This is a genomic window from Geodermatophilus pulveris (assembly GCF_900188375.1).
Taxonomy (GTDB): Bacteria; Actinomycetota; Actinomycetes; order Mycobacteriales; family Geodermatophilaceae; genus Geodermatophilus; species Geodermatophilus pulveris.
In genome coordinates, this window is the sequence record NZ_FZOO01000003.1 from 74,244 (window position 1) to 96,121 (window position 21,878).

Annotated in this window: 21 protein-coding genes; 12 read left to right on the plus strand and 9 right to left on the minus strand. The window is 75.7% G+C overall.

What is annotated here, in order from left to right; all coding sequences use genetic code 11:
- The first annotated feature begins 12 nt into the window (after nucleotides 1-12).
- From CHB98_RS06985 to CHB98_RS07000, 4 genes are all read left to right on the plus strand, one after another.
- On the plus strand, nucleotides 13-867 hold the full coding sequence (locus CHB98_RS06985; protein ID WP_089304906.1) for a HipA family kinase: 855 nt from the start codon (nucleotides 13-15) through the stop codon (nucleotides 865-867).
- 28 nt (nucleotides 868-895) lie between these two features.
- Nucleotides 896-1,291, plus strand: coding sequence for a DUF3037 domain-containing protein (locus CHB98_RS06990; protein WP_089304907.1), 396 nt, complete (start codon nucleotides 896-898; stop codon nucleotides 1,289-1,291).
- A gap of 112 nt (nucleotides 1,292-1,403) precedes the next feature.
- The gene (locus tag CHB98_RS06995; protein WP_089304908.1) at nucleotides 1,404-3,704 is read left to right on the plus strand and encodes a PhoX family protein; all 2,301 of its coding nucleotides are present in this window, start codon (nucleotides 1,404-1,406) and stop codon (nucleotides 3,702-3,704) included.
- Between the two features lie 124 nt (nucleotides 3,705-3,828).
- Nucleotides 3,829-5,082, plus strand: coding sequence for a heparan-alpha-glucosaminide N-acetyltransferase domain-containing protein (locus tag CHB98_RS07000; RefSeq protein WP_089304909.1), 1,254 nt, complete (start codon nucleotides 3,829-3,831; stop codon nucleotides 5,080-5,082).
- Between the two features lie 50 nt (nucleotides 5,083-5,132).
- Here the strand turns inward: CHB98_RS07000 and CHB98_RS07005 are convergent, their stop codons facing one another.
- The 6 genes from CHB98_RS07005 to CHB98_RS07025 form a co-directional block, all read right to left on the minus strand.
- Nucleotides 5,133-5,453 carry a 4a-hydroxytetrahydrobiopterin dehydratase gene (locus CHB98_RS07005; protein WP_089304910.1) on the minus strand — a complete coding sequence of 107 codons (321 nt, stop codon included), beginning with the start codon at nucleotides 5,451-5,453 and terminating at the stop codon, nucleotides 5,133-5,135.
- A gap of 68 nt (nucleotides 5,454-5,521) precedes the next feature.
- Entirely contained in the window at nucleotides 5,522-6,232 is a 711-nt protein-coding gene (locus tag CHB98_RS07010) for a phosphoadenylyl-sulfate reductase (protein WP_089304911.1), read from the minus strand.
- 174 nt (nucleotides 6,233-6,406) lie between these two features.
- On the minus strand, nucleotides 6,407-8,113 hold the full coding sequence (locus tag CHB98_RS07015; RefSeq protein WP_089304912.1) for a nitrite/sulfite reductase: 1,707 nt from the start codon (nucleotides 8,111-8,113) through the stop codon (nucleotides 6,407-6,409).
- A 96-nt stretch (nucleotides 8,114-8,209) separates the two neighbouring features.
- Nucleotides 8,210-8,314, minus strand: coding sequence for a putative leader peptide (locus CHB98_RS22985; protein ID WP_425432511.1), 105 nt, complete (start codon nucleotides 8,312-8,314; stop codon nucleotides 8,210-8,212).
- A 22-nt stretch (nucleotides 8,315-8,336) separates the two neighbouring features.
- On the minus strand, nucleotides 8,337-8,888 hold the full coding sequence (gene cysC, locus CHB98_RS07020) for an adenylyl-sulfate kinase (protein WP_089305257.1): 552 nt from the start codon (nucleotides 8,886-8,888) through the stop codon (nucleotides 8,337-8,339).
- 77 nt (nucleotides 8,889-8,965) lie between these two features.
- On the minus strand, nucleotides 8,966-9,514 hold the full coding sequence (locus tag CHB98_RS07025; RefSeq protein ID WP_089304913.1) for an ArsR/SmtB family transcription factor: 549 nt from the start codon (nucleotides 9,512-9,514) through the stop codon (nucleotides 8,966-8,968).
- Between the two features lie 72 nt (nucleotides 9,515-9,586).
- On the opposite strand from CHB98_RS07025, the gene CHB98_RS07030 reads away from it, so the two are divergent.
- On the plus strand, nucleotides 9,587-10,855 hold the full coding sequence (locus CHB98_RS07030) for an MFS transporter (RefSeq protein WP_218822282.1): 1,269 nt from the start codon (nucleotides 9,587-9,589) through the stop codon (nucleotides 10,853-10,855).
- 6 nt (nucleotides 10,856-10,861) lie between these two features.
- Here the strand turns inward: CHB98_RS07030 and CHB98_RS07035 are convergent, their stop codons facing one another.
- Entirely contained in the window at nucleotides 10,862-11,347 is a 486-nt protein-coding gene (locus CHB98_RS07035) for an RrF2 family transcriptional regulator (protein WP_425432512.1), read from the minus strand.
- Between the two features lie 26 nt (nucleotides 11,348-11,373).
- On the opposite strand from CHB98_RS07035, the gene CHB98_RS21470 reads away from it, so the two are divergent.
- A complete protein-coding gene (locus CHB98_RS21470) occupies nucleotides 11,374-12,126 on the plus strand; it encodes a (deoxy)nucleoside triphosphate pyrophosphohydrolase (RefSeq protein WP_179224279.1) in 753 nt (250 codons plus the stop codon).
- Nucleotides 12,127-12,245: 119 nt separating this feature from the next.
- Here CHB98_RS21470 and CHB98_RS07045 read toward each other — a convergent pair whose 3' ends face one another.
- On the minus strand, nucleotides 12,246-12,416 hold the full coding sequence (locus CHB98_RS07045; protein WP_089304915.1) for a CsbD family protein: 171 nt from the start codon (nucleotides 12,414-12,416) through the stop codon (nucleotides 12,246-12,248).
- 139 nt (nucleotides 12,417-12,555) lie between these two features.
- Here CHB98_RS07045 and CHB98_RS07050 point away from each other — a divergent pair, with 139 nt between their 5' ends.
- From CHB98_RS07050 to CHB98_RS07060, 3 genes are read left to right on the plus strand one after another with little or no spacing between them, the layout of a single operon-like run.
- Nucleotides 12,556-13,254: an ABC transporter ATP-binding protein gene (locus tag CHB98_RS07050; RefSeq protein WP_245820979.1), complete on the plus strand. Its 699-nt coding sequence runs from the start codon at nucleotides 12,556-12,558 to the stop codon at nucleotides 13,252-13,254.
- Nucleotides 13,251-13,922, plus strand: a complete 672-nt coding sequence (locus CHB98_RS07055; RefSeq protein ID WP_218822283.1) for an ABC transporter ATP-binding protein — start codon at nucleotides 13,251-13,253, stop codon at nucleotides 13,920-13,922. Before CHB98_RS07050 ends, CHB98_RS07055 begins: the two co-directional genes overlap by 4 nt.
- Nucleotides 13,919-16,585: a hypothetical protein gene (locus tag CHB98_RS07060; RefSeq protein WP_089304917.1), complete on the plus strand. Its 2,667-nt coding sequence runs from the start codon at nucleotides 13,919-13,921 to the stop codon at nucleotides 16,583-16,585. Before CHB98_RS07055 ends, CHB98_RS07060 begins: the two co-directional genes overlap by 4 nt.
- A gap of 22 nt (nucleotides 16,586-16,607) precedes the next feature.
- On the opposite strand, the gene CHB98_RS07065 is transcribed toward CHB98_RS07060, so the two are convergent.
- Entirely contained in the window at nucleotides 16,608-17,561 is a 954-nt protein-coding gene (locus CHB98_RS07065; RefSeq protein ID WP_089304918.1) for a hypothetical protein, read from the minus strand.
- 324 nt (nucleotides 17,562-17,885) lie between these two features.
- On the opposite strand from CHB98_RS07065, the gene CHB98_RS07070 reads away from it, so the two are divergent.
- The 3 genes from CHB98_RS07070 to CHB98_RS07080 all read left to right on the plus strand — a co-directional run bounded on the left by CHB98_RS07070 (nucleotide 17,886) and on the right by CHB98_RS07080 (nucleotide 21,874).
- Nucleotides 17,886-19,634: an ABC transporter family substrate-binding protein gene (locus CHB98_RS07070; protein ID WP_143424981.1), complete on the plus strand. Its 1,749-nt coding sequence runs from the start codon at nucleotides 17,886-17,888 to the stop codon at nucleotides 19,632-19,634.
- 254 nt (nucleotides 19,635-19,888) lie between these two features.
- Nucleotides 19,889-20,878: an ABC transporter permease gene (locus CHB98_RS07075; RefSeq protein ID WP_089304920.1), complete on the plus strand. Its 990-nt coding sequence runs from the start codon at nucleotides 19,889-19,891 to the stop codon at nucleotides 20,876-20,878.
- A 33-nt stretch (nucleotides 20,879-20,911) separates the two neighbouring features.
- Nucleotides 20,912-21,874 (plus strand): ABC transporter permease, encoded by a 963-nt coding sequence (locus tag CHB98_RS07080; protein WP_089304921.1) that lies wholly within the window; start codon nucleotides 20,912-20,914, stop codon nucleotides 21,872-21,874.
- The last annotated feature ends 4 nt before the right edge of the window (nucleotides 21,875-21,878 follow it).

Genomic DNA, 21,878 nt, shown 5'->3' on the forward strand with positions numbered 1-21,878 from the left:
GTCGCGGCCACTGTGCTGCCCGCCGTCACCGCCACCCGCTACGTCACCCCGCTGCGCGAGGGCGGCTCGCTGCCCGGGCTCATGGAGGCCGACGACCTGGGCACCTACGTCGTGAAGTGGCGGGCGGCCGGGCAGGGCGTGCAGGTGCTCGTGGCCGAGGTGGTCTGCGGCGAGCTGGCCCGGGCGCTGTCCCTGCCGGTGCCGGCGCTGGTCACCGTCGACGTCGCCCCGGAGCTGGCGGTGGGGGAGCCCGACGTCGAGGTGCAGGAGCTGCTGCAGCGCTCCGCCGGGGTCAACCTGGGTCTGGACTACCTGCCCGGGGCGCTGGACTTCGAGGCCGGGGCGGACGGCGTCGACCCCGAGCTGGCCGGCCGGGTGCTGTGGTTCGACGCGCTCGTGGGCAACGTCGACCGGTCGTGGCGCAACCCCAACATGCTGTTCTGGCACGGCCGGCTGCAGCTGATCGACCACGGCGCCACGCTGACCTTCCACCACTCCTGGTCCGGGGCCGCCGCCGCGGTGGCCCGCCCCTACGACGCCGCCCAGCACGCGCTGGTCGACTGCGCCCCCGACGTCCGGGCCGCCGACGCCGCGCTCGCGCCCCGCGTCACCCGCCCGCTGCTGGAGGAGGTGCTGCGCCAGGTGCCCGACGACTGGCTCGCCGGCCCCTCGCCGGACGACGCGCCGGACGCCGTGCGCGCCCGCTACGCCGACCAGCTGCTGGCGCGGCTGGCCGCCCGCGACGCGTGGCTGCCGCCGCTGGTGGCCGCCGCGGCCGCGGGCGGGTCCCGCCGGCGCGCCCCGCGCGGGGAGAACCGGCCGGCGTGGCTGGGCCCGCCGCCGCCGGAGGGGGTGTCCCAGCGGTGAGGGACGAACCGCTGCAGAGGGCGGAGCGGTGAGCCGGGACACCTTCGAGTACGCCGTCCTGCGCGTGGTGCCGCGGGTCGACCGCGGTGAGTCGTTCAACGCCGGCGTCCTCGTCTACTGCCGGCAGCGGGACTACCTCGGGTCGCGGGTGCACCTGGACACCGGCCGGCTGCGCGCCCTGGACCCCACCGCCGACGCCGACGCCGTCCGCCGGGCCCTGCAGGCCGCCGCCGACGTCTGCGCCGCCGACCCGGCCTCCGGTGCGGCCGGCCGCGAGGCGCTGGGCTCCCGGTTCCGCTGGCTCACCGCGCCGCGCAGCACCGTCGTGCAGGCCGGGCCGGTGCACACCGGGCTGACCGACGACCCGGACGCCGAGGCCGACCGCCTCCTGCGGCTGCTCGTGCTCCCCGTCGCCGGGGCATGACCTGGATCACACCGGGCAGACAGGTCACAGTAGTTTCACCTCTCGTCCACCTGATCACGACGGGCGCCTGCCTAGCGTGCCGGAGGCCCTGTCACCCGTTCTGAGGACCCTGATGACGGACATCCGCCCGCCCCGGCGTCGCCTGCTGCCGCTGCTCACCGCCAGCCCGGTGCGCCACGGCACGACCAGCCACACCACGTGCTTCTACAAGTGCGGCAACGCCTGCGACAAGCCGGTGCCCAACCGGACCGACAACCCCACGTTCGCGTCCGTCGTGCAGTCCGCCGTCAGCCGGCGCAACGTGCTCAAGGCCGCCGGGGTCAGTGCCCTCGTCGTCGCGGCCGGCCCGGCCCTGCCCGCGGCCGCCCACGGCCGCCGCAGCGGCACCACGCCGGAGTCTGCCGCCGCGGACGCCCCGCTGACGTTCCAGCCGGTCGAGCAGAACTTCCTCGACGAGCTGGTCGTGCCCTCCGGCTACTCCTACTCGGTGGTCATGCGCTGGGGCGACCCGGTCGAGGAGGGCGCTCCCCGCTTCGACATCGACGCCCAGACGCCGGAGGCGCAGGCCAAGCAGTTCGGCTACAACTGCGACTTCATCGGCTGGCTGCCGCTGGACGACCGCAACGCCCTGCTGGTGGTCAACCACGAGTACACCGACGAGCAGCTCATGTTCGGCGGGGTGGCCGACGAGGAGGGCGCCGGCGACATCAGCGACGAGCAGAAGCGGGTCGCGATGATGGCGCACGGCATCTCGGTGGTGCAGGTGCGCCGGGTCGGGCAGACCGGGCAGTGGCGGCCCACCCGGGACCGCGGCCGCAACCGCCGCATCACCGCGACGACCCCCATGGAGGTGACGGGGCCGGCCGCCGGCTCGGAGTACCTGAAGACCGGCGCCGACCCCACGGGCCGGACCGTGCTCGGCACGCTGAACAACTGCGCCGGCGGCATCACCCCGTGGGGCACCACCCTGCACGGCGAGGAGAACTTCAACCAGTACTTCGGCAGTTCCGCGCCGATCACCGTGGACGCCCAGCTGGCCGCCCTGGAGCGCTACGGCATCAGCGCCGAGGACGTCCCGACCCGGCAGTGGCAGACGGCCGACCCGCGGTTCGACCTGGTGCAGGAGCCCAACGAGGTCAACCGGTTCGGCTGGGTGGTCGAGGTCGACCCGTTCGACCCGCACTCCACGCCGAGGAAGCACAGCTCCCTCGGCCGCTTCAAGCACGAGGGCGCCGACATCCGGATCGCCGAGGACGGCCGGGTGGTCGCCTACTCCGGTGACGACGAGCGCTTCGAGTACGTCTACAAGTTCGTCTCCAAGCGCAGGTATCGAGAGGGCGAGCGGCACAAGGCCCACAACATGACGCTGCTGGAGGAGGGGGACCTCTACGTCGCCCGCTTCACCGGCGACTCCCCGCCCGCCGAGATCGACGGCAGCGGCCGGCTGCCCAGCGACGGCGAGTTCGACGGCACCGGCACGTGGATCCCGCTGGTCCTGGACGGCGAGTCGATGATCCCGGGCAAGGACGTCGCCTGGGTGCTCACCTTCACCCGTCAGGCGGTCGACCGGCTCGGCAAGCGGCTGGACGCCGACGGCGACCCGGTGCTCGACGCCGCCGGTGCCGAGATCGTCGAGGACCCGTCGAAGGTGCCGACCAAGATGGACCGGCCCGAGGACATCCAGACCAACCCGGTCAACGGGCGGGTCTACGTGGCGCTGACCAACAACTCCCGGCGCACCGGGCTCGACGGCCGCCCCGGCGCCGACGAGGCCAACCCGCTGACCCGGTCCTGGGCCTTCGACGAGGGCAGCCCGGCGGTCGCCGCGACCGAGACCGAGGCGGCCGTGGAGGCGGTCGCGGCGTCCTTCAGCGAGCAGCCGGGCAACAACAACGGGCACGTCATCGAGTGGGAGGAGCGGGGCGAGGTCACTGCGACCGAGTTCTCCTGGCGGATCTTCCTGCTCGCCGGTGACCCGGAGCGCCCGGAGACCTACTTCGCCGGGTACGACAAGAGCCAGGTCAGCGCCATCTCCTGCCCGGACAACCTGGAGTTCGACGCGGCCGGGAACCTGTGGATCTCCACGGACGGCACCGCGCTGTCCACCCGCAACCAGGAGGCCGGGACCGTCGGTGGGACCAACGACGGCCTGTTCGCCGTCCCGACCGCCGGCCCGGAGCGCGGGCACCTCAAGGCGTTCCTCACCGTGCCCGTCGGTGCGGAGTGCAGCGGCCCGATGATCCCGGCCGACGGCCGGTCGGTGTTCGTCTCGGCGCAGCACCCGGGGGAGACCGACGGGTCGACGCTGGAGACCCCGTCGAGCACCTGGCCCGACCGGCTGCCCGTGCGCCCGTTCCCGCGGCCGAGCGTGGCCGTGGTCTTCCGCCACGACGGGCAGCGCGTCGGCGTCTAGGGAACGGCCCCACCGGGGCTGACGCGAACGACGGTGCCGGACCCCGCACGGGGTCCGGCACCGCCGTCTGCGGGACCCGCCGTTGCCAGGGATCTCCCAGGGACGGTGGTTAGCGTGGGCAACCGTGTACGACCGCGCGGGGACCCGCCGAACCGGTCCAGGACACCCCGCCGCGCGGTCGGCGGAGGGCGTCGAGGACCCGCTGCTCGCGCGGCCGGCCGGCCCCCGGCTGGCCGGGGTCGACGTGGCCCGCGCCGTCGCGCTGGTCATGATCGTCGGCGCGCACCTCCTGCTGTTCAGCACCGACGACGGCGAGCCGACCTCGGCCTACGTGCGGGGGTCCGAGGGTGCGGCGCTGTTCGCGATGCTGGCCGGGGTGGGCGTCGGGCTCGCCCACGGCCGCCGGCCCGCGGCCGGCGCGCGGGCGTGGGCCGCCGCGGCGGTGGCGCTCACCGTGCGGGCCGTGGCCCTGGTCGCCCTCGGGCTGGCCCTGGGCCACGTGGTCGACTACGAGGAGCACGCCGTCGTCGTCCTGATGACCTTCGGGCTGCTGTTCCTGCTGGCCGTCCCGCTGCTGCGCCTCGGGCCGCCGGCGCTGGCGGCGCTCGCCGTCGTGCTGGCAGTCGGCGTCCCCGTCCTCACGCACCTGCTGCGCCCGGTGCTGCCGACCCCCCAGCTGGTCAACCCCACCGTCGCGGACCTCGCCGCCGAGCCGTGGGCGTGGCTCGCCCAGCTCACGCTCACCGGGATCTACCCGGCCCTCGCCTGGGCCGCCTACCTGTGCGCCGGCATGGCGCTGGGCCGCCTGGACCTCTCCTCGACGCAGCGGAGCGCCCAGCTGCTCCTCGGCGGGATCGCCCTCGCGCTGCTCGCCTCGCTCGCCTCCTGGCTGCTGGTCACCGGCTTCGGCGGGGCCGACCGGCTGGCCGCCGCCGAGTCCCGCCTGGTGGGCACCGACGGCGTCCAGGACGCGCTGGCCTGGGGGCTGAGCCCGGCCGACCCGCGGGGCTCGCTGTGGTGGCTGGCGATCGACGCGCCGCACTCCGGCACGCCCCTGGACCTGCTCCGCACCACCGGCGTGGCCGTCGCGGTCACCGCCGGGTGCCTGCTGCTGGCCCGGGTCCTCCCGGCGGTCGTGGTCCGTCCGCTGGCGGCGGCCGGCAGCCTGACGCTGACGCTGTACACGCTGCACCTGCTGGCGCTGACCTGGTTCCCGGACGCCTGGGGGGAGCCGCTCACCTTCGTCGCGCACGTGGCGGCCGGGCTGGTGCTCGCGCCGCTGTGGCTGCGGGTCGCCCGGCGGGGACCGGTGGAGAGCGTCGTCCGCGGGCTGGAGACGGCCGCCGCCCGCGCCGTCCCCTCTCCTCCGCGATCATGAGGTCCGAGAGGCGACCCGCCGGTCGGCACCGGCGCGCCGCCTCCCAGGCCTCATGATCGTCGCGGGGAGTCGCCCGGGAACAGCGTGTCGACCCGGCGGGCGAGGTCGGCGTCCAGCGCGGTCACCCCGCCCGCGGAGTGGGTGACCAGCGTCAGGTGCAGGGTGCGCCAGCGCAGGTCGACGTCGGGGTGGTGGTCCAGCTGCTCGGCGACGAAGGCGATCCGCACGAGCGCGGCGACGGCGTCCGGGAAGCCCGGGAACCCGATGCTGCGGCGGATGCCGCCGCCGTCCCCGGACCACAGCGGCAGGCCGGACAGCGCGGCGGACAGCTCGTCGGGGGTCAGGGGCGCGGGGCGGGACACGGCGGCCATCCTGCCGCCCGGCCTCGTCCCAGGGGCCCGCGGCGCGCGGAGCGTGTCCTGGGGTGGGGCGAGGTCCTCTACAGGTGCAGGCCGCACTCCGTCTTGCCTCGCCCGGCCCACCGGCCGGCGCGCGGGTCCTCGCCGGGGGCCACCGGGCGGGTGCACGGCGCGCAGCCGATCGAGGCGTACCCGACCTCCTGCAGCGGGTTGACCGGCACCCGGTGCTCGGCGGTGTAGGCGTCGACGTGCTCCTGCGTCCAGGCGGCCAGCGGGTTGACCTTGACCATGCCGCGCTTGGCGTCCCAGTCGACGACCCGCGTGCCGGCGCGGGTGGGCGACTCGTCGCGGCGCACGCCGGAGCCCCACGCGACGTAGCCGGCCAGCGCCCGGGCCAGCGGCTGCACCTTGCGCAGCGAGCAGCACAGGTCGGGGTCGCGCCGGTGCAGCTCGGGTCCGTGCTCGGCGTCCTGCTGGGCCACCGTCCGCTCGGGGAGGACGTTGACCAGGGTGATCGGCATGACCCCGCTGACCCAGTCGCGGGTGCCGATCGTCTCGGCGAAGTGGTAGCCGGTGTCGAGGAAGACCACGTGCACGCCGGGGACGGCCCGGCTCGCCAGGTGGGCCAGCAGGCCATCGGCCATCGACGAGGTGACGGCGAAGCCGTCGCCGAAGGTCTCCCCGGCCCAGCGCAGCACGGCCAGCGCCTGCTCGACGGGGTCGGCGACGCCGGCGAAGCGGGCGTCGGCCTCGGCGGCCAGCTCCGGGGTCGCGGCGATCGCGGTCGTCATGGGTGCTGCACTCCTGTCCCGGTGAGCCGGACGGTGAAGGTCCGCAGGCACGCGGCGCAGTGCCACCCGCCTCCGTCCCCGTGCGGGGTGAGCTCCTCGTCCCCGCAGTACGGGCAGTGGAACACGGGCAGCTGGCGTGCTCTTCCGGGCGACTCCTCGGTCACAGCAGCCCCGTCACAGCAGCCACGACTCCTCCGCGCGCGCGACGTAGGCGGCGAAGCCCTCGCCGTCCTCGCGCCGCTCGACGTAGCCGCGCAGCACCCGCTCGCAGTAGTCCGCGGTCTCGGCCTTGGTCACCTTGTGGCCGCGGAACTTGCGGCCGAACGCCGCCTCGACGCCGAGGTGGCCGCCCAGGTGCACCTGGAAGCCCTCGACCATCTCCCCGGAGTCGTCGCGGACCATCGAGCCCTTGAACCCGATGTCGGCGGTCTGGAAGCGGGCGCAGGCGTTCGGGCAGCCGTTGACGTTGATCGACAGCGGGGTGTCGAAGTCCGGCAGCCGCTTCTCCAGCTCGGCGTAGAGGTCCTGCGCGTGCTGCTTGGTCTCCACGATCGCCAGCTTGCAGAACTCCAGGCCGGTGCAGGCCATGGTGCCGCGGCGGAACGCGCTGGGCCGGACCTGCAGGTCCAGCTCGGCGAGGGCGGTGACCAGCGGCTCGACCCGCTCGTCCGGGACGTCGAGGACGACGAGCTTCTGCTGGGCGGTGGTGCGGATGCGCCCCGCGCCGTGCTCGTCGGCGAGCTCGGCGACCCGCGCGAGCAGGGTGCCGCTGGTGCGGCCGGTGCGCAGCGCGAAGCCCAGGGCGTTGCGGCCGTCCTTCTGCCGCATGACGCCGACGTGGTCGCGCTGGTCGTGCTGCGGCGGCGCGGGCGGCGGGCCGTCGGGCAGCGCGCGGTGCAGGTACTCGTCCTGCAGCACCTGGCGGAACCGCTCGGGACCCCAGTCGGCGACGAGGAACTTCAACCGTGCCCGGTTGCGCTGCCGGCGGTAGCCGTAGTCGCGGAAGACCGAGGTGCAGGCGGCCCACACCTCGGTGACCTCCTCGGGGCGGACGAACACGCCGACCCGCTGGGCGAGCATCGGGTTGGTGGACAGCCCGCCGCCGACCCACAGGTCGTAGCCGACCTCGCCGTCCGCGGTGCGCACGCCGACGAAGGAGACGTCGTTGATCTCGTGCCCGGTGCAGTGGTCCACGCATCCGGACATCGAGGTCTTCCACTTGCGCGGCAGGTTGCTGAACTCCGGGTTGCCCAGGTATTTCTCCACCGTCTGCGCCAGCACGCCGGTGGCATCGACCACCTCGTCCTCGAGGACCCCGGCCAGCGGGCAGTTCAGCATGGTGCGCGGGGTGTCGCCGCAGGCCTCGGTCGTGGACAGGCCCACGGACTCCAGCCGCCGCCAGATCTCCGGGACGTCCTCGATGCGGATCCAGTGCAGCTGGACGTTCTGCCGGTCGGTGACGTCGGCGACGTCGCGGCCGAACTCGGTGCTGATGCCGCCGACCACCCGCAGCTGGTCGCTGCTCAGCTGCCCTCCGTCGATGCGGACGCGCAGCATGAAGTAGGAGTCCTCGAGCTCCTCGGGTTCCAGCACGGCCGTCTTCCCGCCGGGGATGCCCTGCGCACGCTGGGTGTAGAGACCCATCCACCGCATCCGGCCGCGCAGGTCGGAGGGGTCGATGCCGTCGAAGCCGGTGTGCTGGTAGGTGTCCAGGATCCGCTGGCGGACGGTCAGCCCGTCGGCGTCCTTCTTCATCCGCTCGTTGGGGTTGAGCGGCTCGCGGTAGCCGAGCGCCCACTGGCCCTGGCCGCGCTGGGCGGCCTCGCGGCGCGGGGGCCGGGGGCCCGTGCGAGTCGGCCGCGTCTCGGGGGAGCTCGTCACGGTGGTGTCCTCACTGCGCCGCCGCGCCCGCACGCCGGGCACGGGGAGGCGCTGTCGGTTCGGGGAGCGCAGCACGTGCTGCGGGGACCGGGGGTGTCAGCGCGCGGGGCGACAGACGGCGCTGCTGACGCGCGCCAGGTCGATGTGACGACGCGCGACGAGGAGCAGGGCGCGGACGGTCACCCGGCCATGGTCCCACACCGCCGGTGGCGGGCGGACGAGCTCAGCCGACCGGGGCGGGCCGCCCGTCGACCGCGGCGCGGATGCGGGCCACGGACTCCGCCAGCGGGGTGGTCGAGGTGTCGATCACCAGCTCGGCCCGGACCGGCGGCTCGTAGGGGTCGTCGACGCCGGTGAACCCGGTGAGCTGCCCGGCGCGGGCGCGGGCGTAGAGGCCCTTGACGTCGCGGCCCTCGCACACCTCCAGCGGCGTGGACAGGTGCACCAGCACGAACCGGCCGTGCCGCTCGACGAGGGCGCGGGCCTCCTCCCGGGCGGACTCGTACGGGGCGATCGCGGCGACGACGACCGTGCCGCCGTGCCGGACCACCTCGCCGGCGACGAAGCCGATCCGGCGGATGTTGAGGTCTCGGTCGGCGCGGGAGAAGGACAGCTCGCTGGACAGGTGGGTGCGCACGACGTCGCCGTCCAGGACCGTCACCGGCCGGCCCCCGGCCTCCAGCTCGGCGACCAGTGCGTCGGCGATGGTCGACTTGCCCGCCCCGGACAGGCCGGTGAGGAACACGGTGACGCCCTCGCGCCGCGCAGCTGGCATGCCGTCAGTCTCGCCCACCCGGCGTCGTCGCCGGCCGACCGAGGGGGCGCACCACGCGCGGCAGCGCCGGGTACCCCTCAGTCGGCCAGCCGGTGCAGCACGACGATGCCGCCGTGCGCGGGCCGGTCCAGGCGCTCCCGGTCGGTCTGCACGTACTCGTCGAGGACGGCGACGATGCGGCGGTCCAGCTCGTCGGCGTCCTCGGCCGACAGGTGCAGGATGAACCGGGCGAAGGTGCGCACCGACCCGGGGCCGGCCTCGCGCAGCTCCTCCTGGAAGGCCTCGATCGGTGCCAGCCGCTCGTCGGCCTCCGCGGCGTCCAGCGGTGTGCTCAGCCACCAGGACAGCCCGGTCGACCGGTAGGGCTTCTCGAGGGCTCCGCTGGTGCCGGTGCGCACCGGCACCGGCTCGAGGAACCCGGCGTCCACCAGCTGGCGGACGTGGTGGAGCACCGTCCCCGGGTCGCGGTCGAGCCGGTCGGCCAGCTGCTTGTTGGTCAGCTCCTCGTGCGCGCACAGGCGCAGGACCCGCAGCCGCAGCGGGTGGGCCAGGGCCCGGGCCTCCCGGGCGGTCGCCTGCCGGCGCTGCCGGGGGGCGCGGCCGCCGGCCGACGACGTCGCCTCCACGCCGGCAGGGTAGCCGGATGGACTCCGCTCACATCGATGGAGATCTCCCCATCGATGCGGCACGGTGGGTCCGTGACAGACGACGGGGCGGCACCGGCCGCGGCGCGGGTCGCCCCTCGGGCACCCCTGGGGGCGGCGTACTGGCGGCTGTGGACGTCCTCCGGGCTGTCCAACCTGGCCGACGGGGTGCTCAAGGTGGCCCTGCCGCTCGTGGCCCTCGGCTTCACCCGCTCACCGGCCCTCGTGGCGGGCGTGACCCTGGCCCTGACGCTGCCGTGGCTGCTGTTCGCCCTGCCGGTCGGCGCGCTGGCCGACCGGCTGGACCGCCGCCGCCTCATGCTCGGTGCCCACGTCGCCCGCGTGCTCCTGCTCGCCGGGCTCGTCGCCGTCCTGGCCCTGGACCTCGGCTCGGTCTGGGCGCTGTACGTGGTGGCGTTCTGCCTGGGCGCGGCCGAGACCGTCTACGACACCTCGGCCCAGTCGATCCTCCCGGCGCTCGCGCCGCGGGAGCAGCTGACCCGGGCCAACGGGCGGCTGTACGCGGTCGAGCTCACCGCCAACCAGTTCGTCGGCCCGCCGCTGGGCGGCGTCCTCGTGGCGTCGGGCGCGACGCTCGCCTTCGCCACCCCGGCGGGACTGTGGCTGGCCGCGCTCGGCGTCCTGCTGCTGGTGCGCGGCCGCTTCCGGGTGGCGCGGGAGGGCACCACGAGCGTGCGCGCCGACGTCGCCGAGGGACTGCGCTTCCTGGGCCGGCACCGGCTGCTGCGCACGCTGGCGGTGATGGTGGGGGTGTCCAACTTCGCCTCGAGCGCCGTCTTCGCCGTCTTCGTGCTGCACGCCGTCGGCCCCGGCTCGCCCATGGGGCTGTCCGAGCAGGCCTACGGGCTGCTGCTGACCACCCTGGCCGTCGGCAGCCTGCTCGGCTCGTTCGTCGCCGCGGGGCTGGTGCGCGTGCTGGGACGGGCCCGCTCGCTGGCGCTCACCCTGGTCGGCAACGCGGCGCTGCTGGGCACCCCCGCGGTCACCACCGACGCCCGGCTCGTCGGCGCGGCCTTCCTCCTCGGCGGCGCGCTCATCGTCGTGTGGAACGTGGTCACGGTGTCCCTGCGCCAGGGGATCACCCCCGACCGGCTGCTCGGCCGGGTCAACAGCGGCTACCGCCTGCTCGCCTGGGGCAGCATGCCCCTCGGTGCCGCGGCCGGCGGCCTGCTGGCCGACGTGTCCGGGCTGCCCACCGTGTTCGCCACCATGGCCGTGCTGAGTCTCGCGCTGCTGCTGGCCATGCCGGTGGTCACCGACGAGCGGATGGACGCCGCCGAGCGCGCCGCCGCGGCCGGGTGAGGGCGGTCAACCGTCGGCGGGCGCGTCGCCGAAGGACCGCCACGCCTGCTCGAGGGCGGCCAGCTCGGCCACCGGCCCCGGCAGCCGGCCGGCCACGACGTCGGCGAGGGTGACCTCCTCGAGCACCCGGCGGTAGGCCTCCCGGGCGGCCACCCACACCGAGGCGAGCGGGACGGCGGTGCCCGAGTACTCGACGTCCTCCGGGCGCTGACCGTGCACCTCGGCGAGGAAACCCTGCTCCACCCGCATGACCCGGGCGACGGACACCTCCGACGGCGGCAGGGCCAGCCGGTAGCCGCCCTCCCGGCCGCGCTGGCTGGTGACCAGCCGGGCGTGCTGCAGGTCGCCCAGGATCGACTGCAGGAAGCGCGAGGGGATGCCCTGCGCGGCGGCGATGCGGTCGCAGGTCAGGGCACCGGGTGCCGCCGCGGCCAGCTCGACGGCGGCCCGGACGGCGTAGTCGACCCGGGCGGTGATGCGCACGAGGGCCATGGTGCCCTGTCCGGCAGGCTGGCACGGTGCCCCGGCTGAGTTTCACCACCCTGGTGGCGGCGCCCCTGACCGTGGCGTTCGACGTCGCCCGCGCCCTCCGCCGCCCGTGGCCCGGTCCCCTGGAGGAGGTCGAGTCGGTCCGCCCGGTGCGGGACGTGTACGCCGGGCCCGGCCACGGCCGGCGCCGGGTCACCCACACCCGCCGCTACACCGCCACCCGCGCCGGCACGCTGGTCGAGGAGGAGGTCGCCTGGGTGACGGCCGGGCCGCTGGGCCGGCTGGCCGACGCGGTGCTGCGCCGGCGCCTGCGGCGGGAGATGGCCGCCCACCTGGACGGCTACGCCGCCGCGGCGGCCCGCCGGGCGCTCGACGTCGTCCAGGTGGTCGGCGTGGCGCTGGTGGACGGCGACCGCGTGCTCGTCGCCCGGCGGTCGGGCGGGCCCTACGACGGCCGCTGGGAGTTCCCCGGCGGCAAGGTGGAGCCGGGGGAGACGGAGCTCGCCGCGCTGGTCCGGGAGATCCGCGAGGAGCTCGGCGTGGTCGTCGTCCCGCGGGGGTTCGTCGGCGAGGTGGTGCTGGACGGCGTCGTCGCCGGCGGGGCCGCCGGGGAGTCCACGCTGCGGGTCTGGTGGGCCGAGGTGGACACCACCGCCGCGGTCACCGCGCACGAGCACAGCGAGCTGCGCTGGGTGGCCGCCGGCGAGCTGGACTCGCTGGACTGGATCCCGGCCGACCGGCCGCTGCTGCCGGCCGTCCGCGCGCTGCTGGCCGACCGCTGAGCCGGGGCCGGGACGACGGCGGGCGCCGTCCCGGGGGCGGCGCCCGCCGTGACGTGCTGGAACGGCTCCCTAGAGGGCCCCGCCCCGAGCGTGCGTGGGGTGGGGGGTGGCGGGGTCCGTCACTTGAAGACGTCCTTGACCTTCTCGCCGGCCTGCTTGAGGTTGCCCGACGCCTGGTCGGCCTGGCCCTCGGCCTGCAGGTCGCGGTCACCGGTCGCCTCGCCGACGGACTCCTTGCCCTTGCCGGACAGCTCCTGCGCCTTGTTCTTCGCCTTGTCGATGCCGCTCATGCCGACTCCTCTCGTTGGACCGGACGGGGTACCCCGGTCCGGCCCCGCCGACACCCCGGAACGGGTACCGGCCGGTCCGCGCCTGGCTAGGCTGCCGGCTGCGCGGCGACGCGCGGACCGGAGCGGGGGAGGCGATCGGGTGTCCGGCGGGCCGGCCCCGACGCGCGGGGAGGCCGCGGCGGCGGTGCGGGACGTGGTCAAGACCCACCGGACGGCGACCGGGGCGGTGACCGCCCTCGACCGGGTCACCCTCGCCGTCCCGCGGGCGCGGGTGACGGTGGTGACCGGGCCGTCCGGGTCCGGCAAGAGCACGCTGCTGCGGCTGCTGGCCTGCGTCGACCGGCCGGACACCGGGCAGGTGTGGGTGGCCGGGCAGCGGGTGGACGCGCTGCGGCCACGGGCCCGGCGGCGGGTGCGGCGGCGGCAGGTGGCCTACCTCTTCCAGCGGCCGGGGGAGAACCTGCTGCCCTACCTCGGGGCCGCCGAGCAGGTGCGGCTGGCCGCCCGGCTGCGCGGGGTCCCGGTGGCCGACGGCGAGGTGCACCGGCTGCTCGACCGGCTGGACCTCGCCGGCCGCGCCGAGCACCGGCCGGCCCAGCTGTCCGGCGGGGAGCAGCAGCGGCTGGCCGTGGCCTGCGGCGTCGTCGGGGGCCCGGAGTTCGTGGTGGCCGACGAGCCCACCGCGGAGCTGGACACCCGCGCGGCGGAGCGGGTGCTCGCCGCGGTGGCCGGGCTGGCCCGCTCCGGCGTCGCCTTCGTGCTGTCCTCGCACGACCCCCGGGTCCTGGCCGTCGCCGACGGCGTCGTGCGGCTCGACCACGGCCGGGTGCTGCCGTGACCGGCGCCGGCGTCGTCGCCGACTCCCTGGTCAAGACCTACGCCCGCGGAGCCCGGCCGGTGACGGCACTGGCCGGTGTCGACCTCGCCGTCGCCGGGGGCGAGGTCGTCGCCCTGGTCGGGCCGTCGGGGTCGGGCAAGAGCACCCTGCTCGCGCTGCTGTGCGGCTGGGAGAGCCCCGACTCCGGCGTGCTGTCCTACACCGGGCCGTTGGCCGGCCGGCGGCCGGAGACACTCGGCTGGTCCGAGCTGGCCCTGGTGCCCCAGGCGCTGGGCCTGGTCGCCGACCTGCCGCTGGCCGACAACGTGCTGCTGCCGGCCCGGCTGCGCGGGGACGCCGCGGCGGCCGGCCCGCGGGCAGGGGACCTGATGGCCGGGGTCGGCATCGGCCACCTGGCCGGCCGCTACCCGCACGAGACCTCGCTCGGCGAGCAGCAGCGGGCCGCCGTCGCCCGGGCGCTGCTGCTGCACCCGGCGGTGCTCCTGGCCGACGAGCCGACCGCCCACCAGGACCGCGGGCACGCCGACCGGCTGCTCGACGCGCTGGTCGCGGCGGCCCGGGCCGGGACGGCGGTGCTGCTGGCCACCCACGACGAGCAGGCGCTCGACCGCGCGGACCGGGTGCTGGCCATGCGCGACGGCCGGCTCGGCCCGCGGACGTCGCCGTGAGCCCGGGCCCGCTCTGGCGGCTGGCGCCGTGGTCGCGCGCGCCGCGGCTGGCCCTGTCCGCACCCGCCGCCGTCCTCGCGGGGGTGGTGACGGTGGCGGTCCTGGCCTGCGCGCTGGCCTCCGCGCCGCTGTTCCTCTCCTCCGCCCGCTCGGCCGCCCTGCAGGCCCAGCTCGCGCCGCAGTGCGCCGAGGCCGGCTGGCAGCGGACGGCCGTGACCGTCCGGCTCCCCGCGGGGACGGCGCCGGGGACCGTCGCCGCCGCCGTCGACGCCCAGCGCAGCACCTGGGAGCGGCTCGGCCGGGACAGCCGGCGGGCGCTGCTGATCACGTCCTCGGTCGGGTCCGGCGGCAACGCGCAGGCCGGCGTGCTGGTCCGGGACCCGGCCGGCGTGCCGCTGACCCAGCCGGCCACCCTGCTGTGGCAGGCCGGCGTCACCCGGCACGTGCAGGTCGTCGACGGCTCGACGGCGGCCGGGGTCTGGCTGCCCGCGTCCTACGCGGAGGCGGCCGGGGCGGCGGTGGGGGACCGGGTCACCGTGGCGGGGGTGCCGGTCGCGGTGGCCGGCGTCTACACCGACCTCTTCGACACCGACGCCGGCCCGTACTGGTGCGACCACCGCAGCCTCTACCTCAACCCGGGGTCGGCGAACACCCCTCCGCCGGCGCTGCTCCTGGCCTCCGACGAGCAGACCGCCCGCGTCCTGGCCCGGGGCGCCGGGTTCGTCACCGTGGCCGAGTCGGTGCCCGCCGCGGCGGCGGACCTGTCCGCCGGCGAGGCCCGCGAACTGGTGGACCAGCAGCGGGCGGCCGCGGCGGCGGTGCGGCTCCCGGACGGCGTCGGCCTGTCCTGGTCCGGGTGGAACGACCGGCTCGACGACGCCGTCGCGCGGGCCGGGACGATCGAGGCGGGCCTGCGCGGGCCGGTCGTCGCGGTCGCCGTCGCCGGCGGGCTGCTGGCGCTGGCGCTGGTGGCCGCCGCGGGGAGCTTCTGGGCCGACCGCCGGGCGGCCGAGGTGCGGCTGCTGGCCGCGCGCGGCGTCGGGCCGGGCCCGCTCGCCGGCAAGGCGGCCCTGGAGCTGGCCCTGCCCGCGCTGCTCGGCGCGGGCGCGGGCGGGGCGGCCGCGCGGCTGCTGGTCGCCGGGCTCGGCCCGGCCGACGACCTGGACCCCGCCGCCGTGCGGCTCGCCGGGGCCGCCGGCGTGGGGGCCCTCGCCGCCGGCCTGCTCACCGCCGCGCTGGTCGCCGGGCTGCGCGTCCGGGCCGGCGCCGAGCGGGGGACGGCCGGCGCGCGGCCGCGCCGGGCGGCCGCCGCCCCGTGGGAGCTGGCGCTGCTGCTCGCCGCCGCCGGCTGCTGGCTGCTGCTGCGGACCCGGGACCCCGTCGTGGTCGACGCCGGGGTCGCGCAGGTCAACGGCCTGCTGGTGGCCTTCCCGCTGCTCGCCGTCGCCGGTGCCGCCGTCCTCGCCGCCCGGCTGGCCACCCGGGCGCTGCCCGCGCTGCGCCGGTGGGCCGCTGGCCGCCGGCCCGCGGGGTACCTGGCGGTCCACCGGCTGGCCGCGGCACCGCTGGCCGCCGGCACCCTGCTGGTGGCCGTCGCCCTCCCGGTGGCCGTCCTGGGCTACACCGCCACGCTCACCGCCGGCTCGCAGGCCACGCTGGAGGCGAAGGTCGGTGTGCAGGTCGGTGCCGGCCGGGCGCTGGTCTCGATCCGCCAGGTCGTGCCGGACGCCGGCACCGACGCGGTCGGCACGGTGCTGGACCGGTACGACGGCAGCGTCGCGGCGCCCGCCGGGGCTCCGGGGGCCCGCACCGACGTCCAGGTCCTGGCCGTCGACACCGGCACCTTCGCCGGCACCGCGTTCTGGGACGACGGCTTCGCCGACGCGCCGCTCGGGGACCTCGTGTCCGCACTGGCCGGACCGGCGACCGACGGCCGGCTGCCGGTCGTCGCGACCGGGCTCCCGCCGGGGCCGGCCGACCTGCGCCTGGGCAGCCGGCCGGTGCCGGCGGAGGTGGTCGCCACCGCGCGGGTCCTCCCCGGCCGCCGCACGGTGGACCCGGTGGTGCTCGTCGCCGCCGACCGGCTGCCGGAGGTCCCGGCCGGCGCGGGCGCCGACCGGCAGTCCGAGCTGTGGACCGACGGTCCGGCCGGCCCGGCCGTCGAGGCGCTCACCGCCGCCGGCGGCCGGCTCAGCCGCACGGTGGAGCCGGCCGACGTCCTCACCACCGCCGACTTCCTGGGGGTCACCTGGACCTTCGGCTACCTGTCGGCCCTGGCCGTCCTCGTCGGGGTGGTCGCCGCGGGCGGGCTGCTGCTGCACGTCGAGGGGCGCACCCGCCTGGGCGTGGTCGGCCACGTCATGGCGCGGCGGATGGGGCTGTCCCGGGGCACCCACCTGCGCTCGCTGGTGGCCGAGCTGGTCGGTGTCGCCGCCGCCGGGACGGCGCTCGGCGCCCTGCTGGCCGCCGCCGCCGTCGCCGTCGTCTACCGGCGCCTGGACGTGGACCTGCTGCGCGCGCCCACCCCGCTGCTCGAGGTGCCCTGGGCGGCCGCCGCGGCGACCGCGGGGGCGGCGCTGCTCGTCGCCGGGCTGGCGGCGCTGTACGCCCGGGCGGCCGCGGACCGTGCGCACCCGGCCGCCGTCCTCCGCGAGGACGCGTGAGGGCGGGCACCGGACCCGGGCGTCAGTCGCGCGCGGGGTGCTCGGGGTCGGAGCCCAGCAGCTGGGCGAGCCAGAACAGCACCCCCGCCGAGAAGGCGGTGGCCAGCAGGAACCCGGCCACCCCGCTGCCGTCGGCGTAGGCCCACAGCAGCCCCAGGGCCGGCGCCGCGAACGCCAGGACGGCGTCCAGGCGGACCTGGCGGGCCAGCCCGATCGGCGCGGCGCCGGGGTCCGGGCGCGGGGTCCGCTGGTCGCCCCGCGGGGGCGCGGCCCGCACGCGTCCGGAGGCCCACACCTCGGCGCCGCCGACCACCGGCAGCACGGACCGGTCCCGGGCGGGGTCGCCGCGGACCCCGACAGTGCCGCCCGGGACGAGCCGGGCGACCTCGGGTGACCAGTGCACGGGGACCCAGCGCGGGCCCCGGGCGGTGTCCAGCTCCAGCCAGCTCCGCAGCAGCAGCCCCCGCCGCACCAGCAGCCGGGTCGCCGGGAGGGCGGTCTCCGGCCGGCGCCGGAGCCGGCGCACCGCGAGCACCCGCCCGGCCGTGAGGGCGACGCCGGTGACGAGCACGGCGGCCACGACGACGACGCCGAAGACGACGTCCTGCACGGCGTCGGCGGCGGCGTCGCCGTCGGCGTGGACGAGCACCCGGTCGCCCGGGTCGGCGCCGGGGTCGTAGCGGACGCCGACCCGGGTGCCGGCCGGGACGGCCACCGGGTCGGGCAGCACGAGCAGGCCCTCCCGCGGCCGGTCCCGCGCGTCGCGGAAGGCGACCTCGACCTCCCGTCCGCCGGGGCGGACGTCCCCGACCGTGGCCGTCGCCGGCTCGGTGGCCGCGACCAGCGGGGCGCGGGCCGCCGCCAGCTGGACGCCGAGCACCGCGAGCACCGCGACCCCGGTGGTGACCAGGACCGCCAGGCCGAGTGACAGCTGGGCCGCCGCACGACGGTGGGCCCGGACGGGTGCGGCGCACACCCCCGCGATGCTGCCAGCGCGGCCCCGGGAGGCGGGCGGTGAGGGCCGCCAGCACGCCGGGCGGCGGCTCCGACCGGGGCTCCCCGGGGGGCCGCGGCGGGGTGCCCGCGGGCCGGTCGGGGCGAGATCGTGAGCCGAGGTCACAAGTTGGTGACGGGCGTGGACGGTCCCTCCCCGCCTGCCTAGGGTCGCCTGTCGTACCGGTCGGGACCTGCCCGCCGGATCATCGAGGCTCGTACCAGGCAGTCACCGGGCGACACGAGCCGGGCTCTGACGCCCCTCGTCCATCTGGTAGCGCTGTGGGGGACTAGGGAGGCACTGCAGGTGAGATCCAGCAAGCGCGGGAGCGCACTCGTCGCGTCCGGCATGGTCGGCGCACTGGCGCTGTCCGCGTGCGGCGGCGGCGGCGGTGGCGGAGGGGGCGAGGGCGGCGAGGCCGCCCAGGGCGGCCGGGTCGTCTACGGCGAGTCCACCGACTTCCCGGAGAACCTGTTCCCGAACATCGCCGCGGGCAACGCCGTCTCGACGGCGAACATCCTGCGGGGGATCCTCCCGGGGACGCACGTCATCCTGCCGGACTTCAGCGTCGTGTACGACGAGAACCTGCTGGCCGAGGAGCCGACGCTGTCGACCGACGGCGGCACGCAGGTCAACACCTACGTGATCCGGGACGAGGCGGTCTGGAGCGACGGCACCCCCATCACCGCCGACGACTTCGAGTTCACCTGGCGCTCCAGCCGCAGCGGCGACCCCGCCGACGGCGGCTGCGCCTCGGTGCTGTCGACCAACGGCTACGAGCAGATCGCCTCGGTCGAGGGCAGCGGCGAGAACAACAAGACCGTCACCGTCACCTACGAGACGCCCTACTCCGACTGGCAGGGCCTCTTCAGCGGCAACTTCGGCGGCGGCCTCCTGCCGGCCCACCTGATGGACAACCCGGACCCGGTGGCGCTGTGCGACACGCTGACGGCCGGCTGGCCGATCGGCGAGGGCATCGTCGGCGACATCTCCGGCGGGCCATGGCAGCTGCTGGCCGACAACATCGACGCCGGGGCGCAGACCGTCGTCCTCACCCCCAACCCGGAGTGGTGGGGCGAGGGGCCGAACCTGGACCAGCTGATCGTCCAGAACATCGGCAACGACCCGACGACGGCGGTGCAGGGCCTGCAGAGCGGTGAGCTCGGGGTCATCTACCCGCAGCCGCAGCTGGACCTGGTCGACCAGGTCGAGGGCCTGGCGCCCACCGTCGAGAGCGACATCACCTTCGGGCTGTCGTTCGAGCACCTCGACTTCAACACCCTCGACCCGCACCTCGGCGACATCAACGTGCGGCGCGCGTTCACCATGGCGCTGGACCGCGAGGAGATCGTGGCGCAGACGGTCGGCCAGTTCTCCAGCGAGGCCGAGGTGCTGCAGAACCGCATCTACTTCAACAACCAGCCGCAGTACCAGGACACCGCGCCCGAGGAGTACAAGCAGCAGAACACCGACATGGCGCGGCAGCTGCTGGAGCAGTCGGGCTACACCGCCGGCCCCGACGGCATCTACACCCACCCGCAGCGCGGGCCGCTGAACATCCAGATCGACACCACGGCCAACAACCCGCTGCGGCAGCAGACGATCGAGGTCATGATCCCCCAGCTGCGTGAGGCGGGGATCAACGCCACGTTCAACGCCAACCCGGACATCTTCGCCGGCGCGGACAAGCCGACCTCGCTGGAGGCCGGTGGGTTCCAGGCGGCCCTGTTCGCCTGGGTGGGTGCGCCGCTGCGGTCGCCGACCCAGTCGATCTACTCCACGCCGCAGGGCGACAACGTCCAGCAGAACTACTCCCGGCAGGGCACCCCGGAGATCGACGCCCTGTTCCAGCAGTTCGTCTCGCAGCCGGACCCGGACGCGCAGACCGAGCTGGGCAACCAGATCGACGCCGCGCTGTGGGAGCAGGTCGCCACGGTGCCGCTGTACCAGAAGCCGACCTTCATCGCGTACCAGAGCGCGATCGAGGGCGTGGAGGACAACTCCACGCAGGCCGGTCCGCTGTGGAACTCGGAGACCTGGACGGCGGCCCAGTGAGCTGAGGCCGGGGCCCCTGGCGACAGGGGCCCCGGCGCCGGCCCTGCCCGGCACACCTGCGAGGACTGCGGCCCCCGGTGCCCCGCCCCGGGGGCCGCAGTCGTACCGTCCACCGTCGGCCGCGCACACCGGGGCCGAGGAGGCACACCGGCCCGTCCGCGGCACCACCGTGCCGTGGCCGGGCGAGGGCCGCTGACCGTCCGAGTGCCAGCTCTCCGACCGGAGTGGCTCCGCTCCCCGGCGTAAGGTGCACCATGCTGTACTTCACGATCAGACGGCTCGTCGGATCCGTCTTCGTGCTGCTGGCCAGCTCGTTCCTCGTCTTCGCGCTGTGCGCCGCGTCGTTCGACCCGCTGGCGCGGTACTACACGTTGCAGCCGCGGCCGCCGGAGACCTTCTTCGCCAACCTGCGCGAGGAGCTCGGCCTCAACGACAACTTCTTCGTCCGGTACTGGAACTGGCTGACCGGCGTGGTCACCGGCGACTTCGGGCAGACCATCAACGGCACCCCGGTCGCCGACCAGCTCTTCGGCCGCATGCTGGTGACCGGCCGGATGATCGTGCTGGCCATGGTGATCGCGATCCTGCTGGCCGTCGTGGTCGGCGTCATCGGCGCCGTCCGCCAGTACAAGGCGTCGGACTACGTGCTGACCTTCGTCGTCTACCTGCTCATCGCGCTGCCGACGTTCTGGTTCGCCGCGCTGCTCAAGGAGTTCGTGGCCGGCGGCGTCAACGACCTGTTCGGGCAGCAGGTGCTCTACACCATCGGCGAGCAGACCCCCGGCCTGGAGCTGTACGCGACCTCCAGCGAGATCTGGCTGGACCGGCTGGGCCACCTGGTGCTGCCCACGCTGAGCCTGGCGCTGCTGGCCTTCGCCTCCTGGAGCCGGTTCCAGCGGGCGGCGATGCTCGACGTGCTCGGGTCGGACTACATGCGCCTGGCCCGGGCCAAGGGGCTGACCCACCGCCGGGCGGTGCTCAAGCACGGCCTGCGCAACGCGCTCATCCCGCTGACCACCGTCGTCGCGCTGTACGTGGGCACCCTCTTCGGCGGCGCGATCATCACCGAGCAGGTCTTCGTCTGGAACGGCATGGGCCGCTACCTGCTCGAGGACGGCATCAGCAACAACGACATCAACGTCGTGCTCGGCTGGCTGCTGGTGAGCGCGTTCTTCGTGGTCCTGCTGAACCTGGTCGCCGACATCCTCTACGCGGTCCTCGACCCGCGGATCCGGCTCGGCTGACCGGCGCCGGTCCCGAGAGAGGAGAACCCGGACATGGCAACCACCAACCCCCAGCGCACCGACCCCACTCCGGTGGTGCCGGCGACGCCGGGCACCCCGGCCGGCGCGGAGGTCGACGAGTTCGGCGTGCAGGCCCGCAGCCAGCGCCAGCAGATCGCGCGGCGCTTCGTGCGGCACAAGCTGGGCATGACCGGGCTGGTCATCCTGCTGGCCATGCTGGCCTTCGGCTTCCTCGGCCCGCTGGTCTACGGCACCGGCTACGACGAGCTGAACGCCGCCGCCCAGTCGGTGCCGCCGGGCACCGCCGGCTACCCCCTGGGCAGTGACGCGATCGGCCGCGACCTGCTGGCCGGGATCATGCAGGGCGTCCAGCGCTCGCTGTTCATCGTGCTGCTGTTCGTGGTCATCGCCCTGCCGCTCGGCCTGCTGGTCGGCTCGCTGGCCGGCTACTTCGGCCGGTGGATCGACAGCACGCTGATGCGGGTCGTCGACCTCATCCTCACCGTGCCGCTGCTGGTCGTCCTCATCGTGGTCGCCAGCAACTTCCCCGAGGCCCGCACCCCGCTGGGGGTGGGCATCATCCTGGGCCTGTTCGGCTGGCTGGACCTCTCCCGCATCGTGCGCGGCCAGTTCCTCTCGCTGCGCGAGAAGGAGTACGTGGAGGCCGCGCACGCACTCGGCGCGTCCAACCAGCGGATCATCTTCAAGCACCTGATCCCGAACGCCCTGGGCTCGATCATCGTCTGGACGACGCTGGCCGCGGCGGTGGCGATCATCCTGGAGGCGTCCCTGACCTACCTCGGCTTCGGGGTGAACGGGGCCAACCAGACCTCGCTGGGCCGGCTGGTCTCCGACGGCGTGCAGGCCGCGGTCACCCGGCCCTGGCTGTTCTACTTCCCCGGCATCACGCTCCTGGTCATCGTGCTGTCGATCAACCTGATCGGCGACGGGATCCGGGACGCGTTCGACCCGAGCAACCGCCGCGTGCGGTCCTGACAGG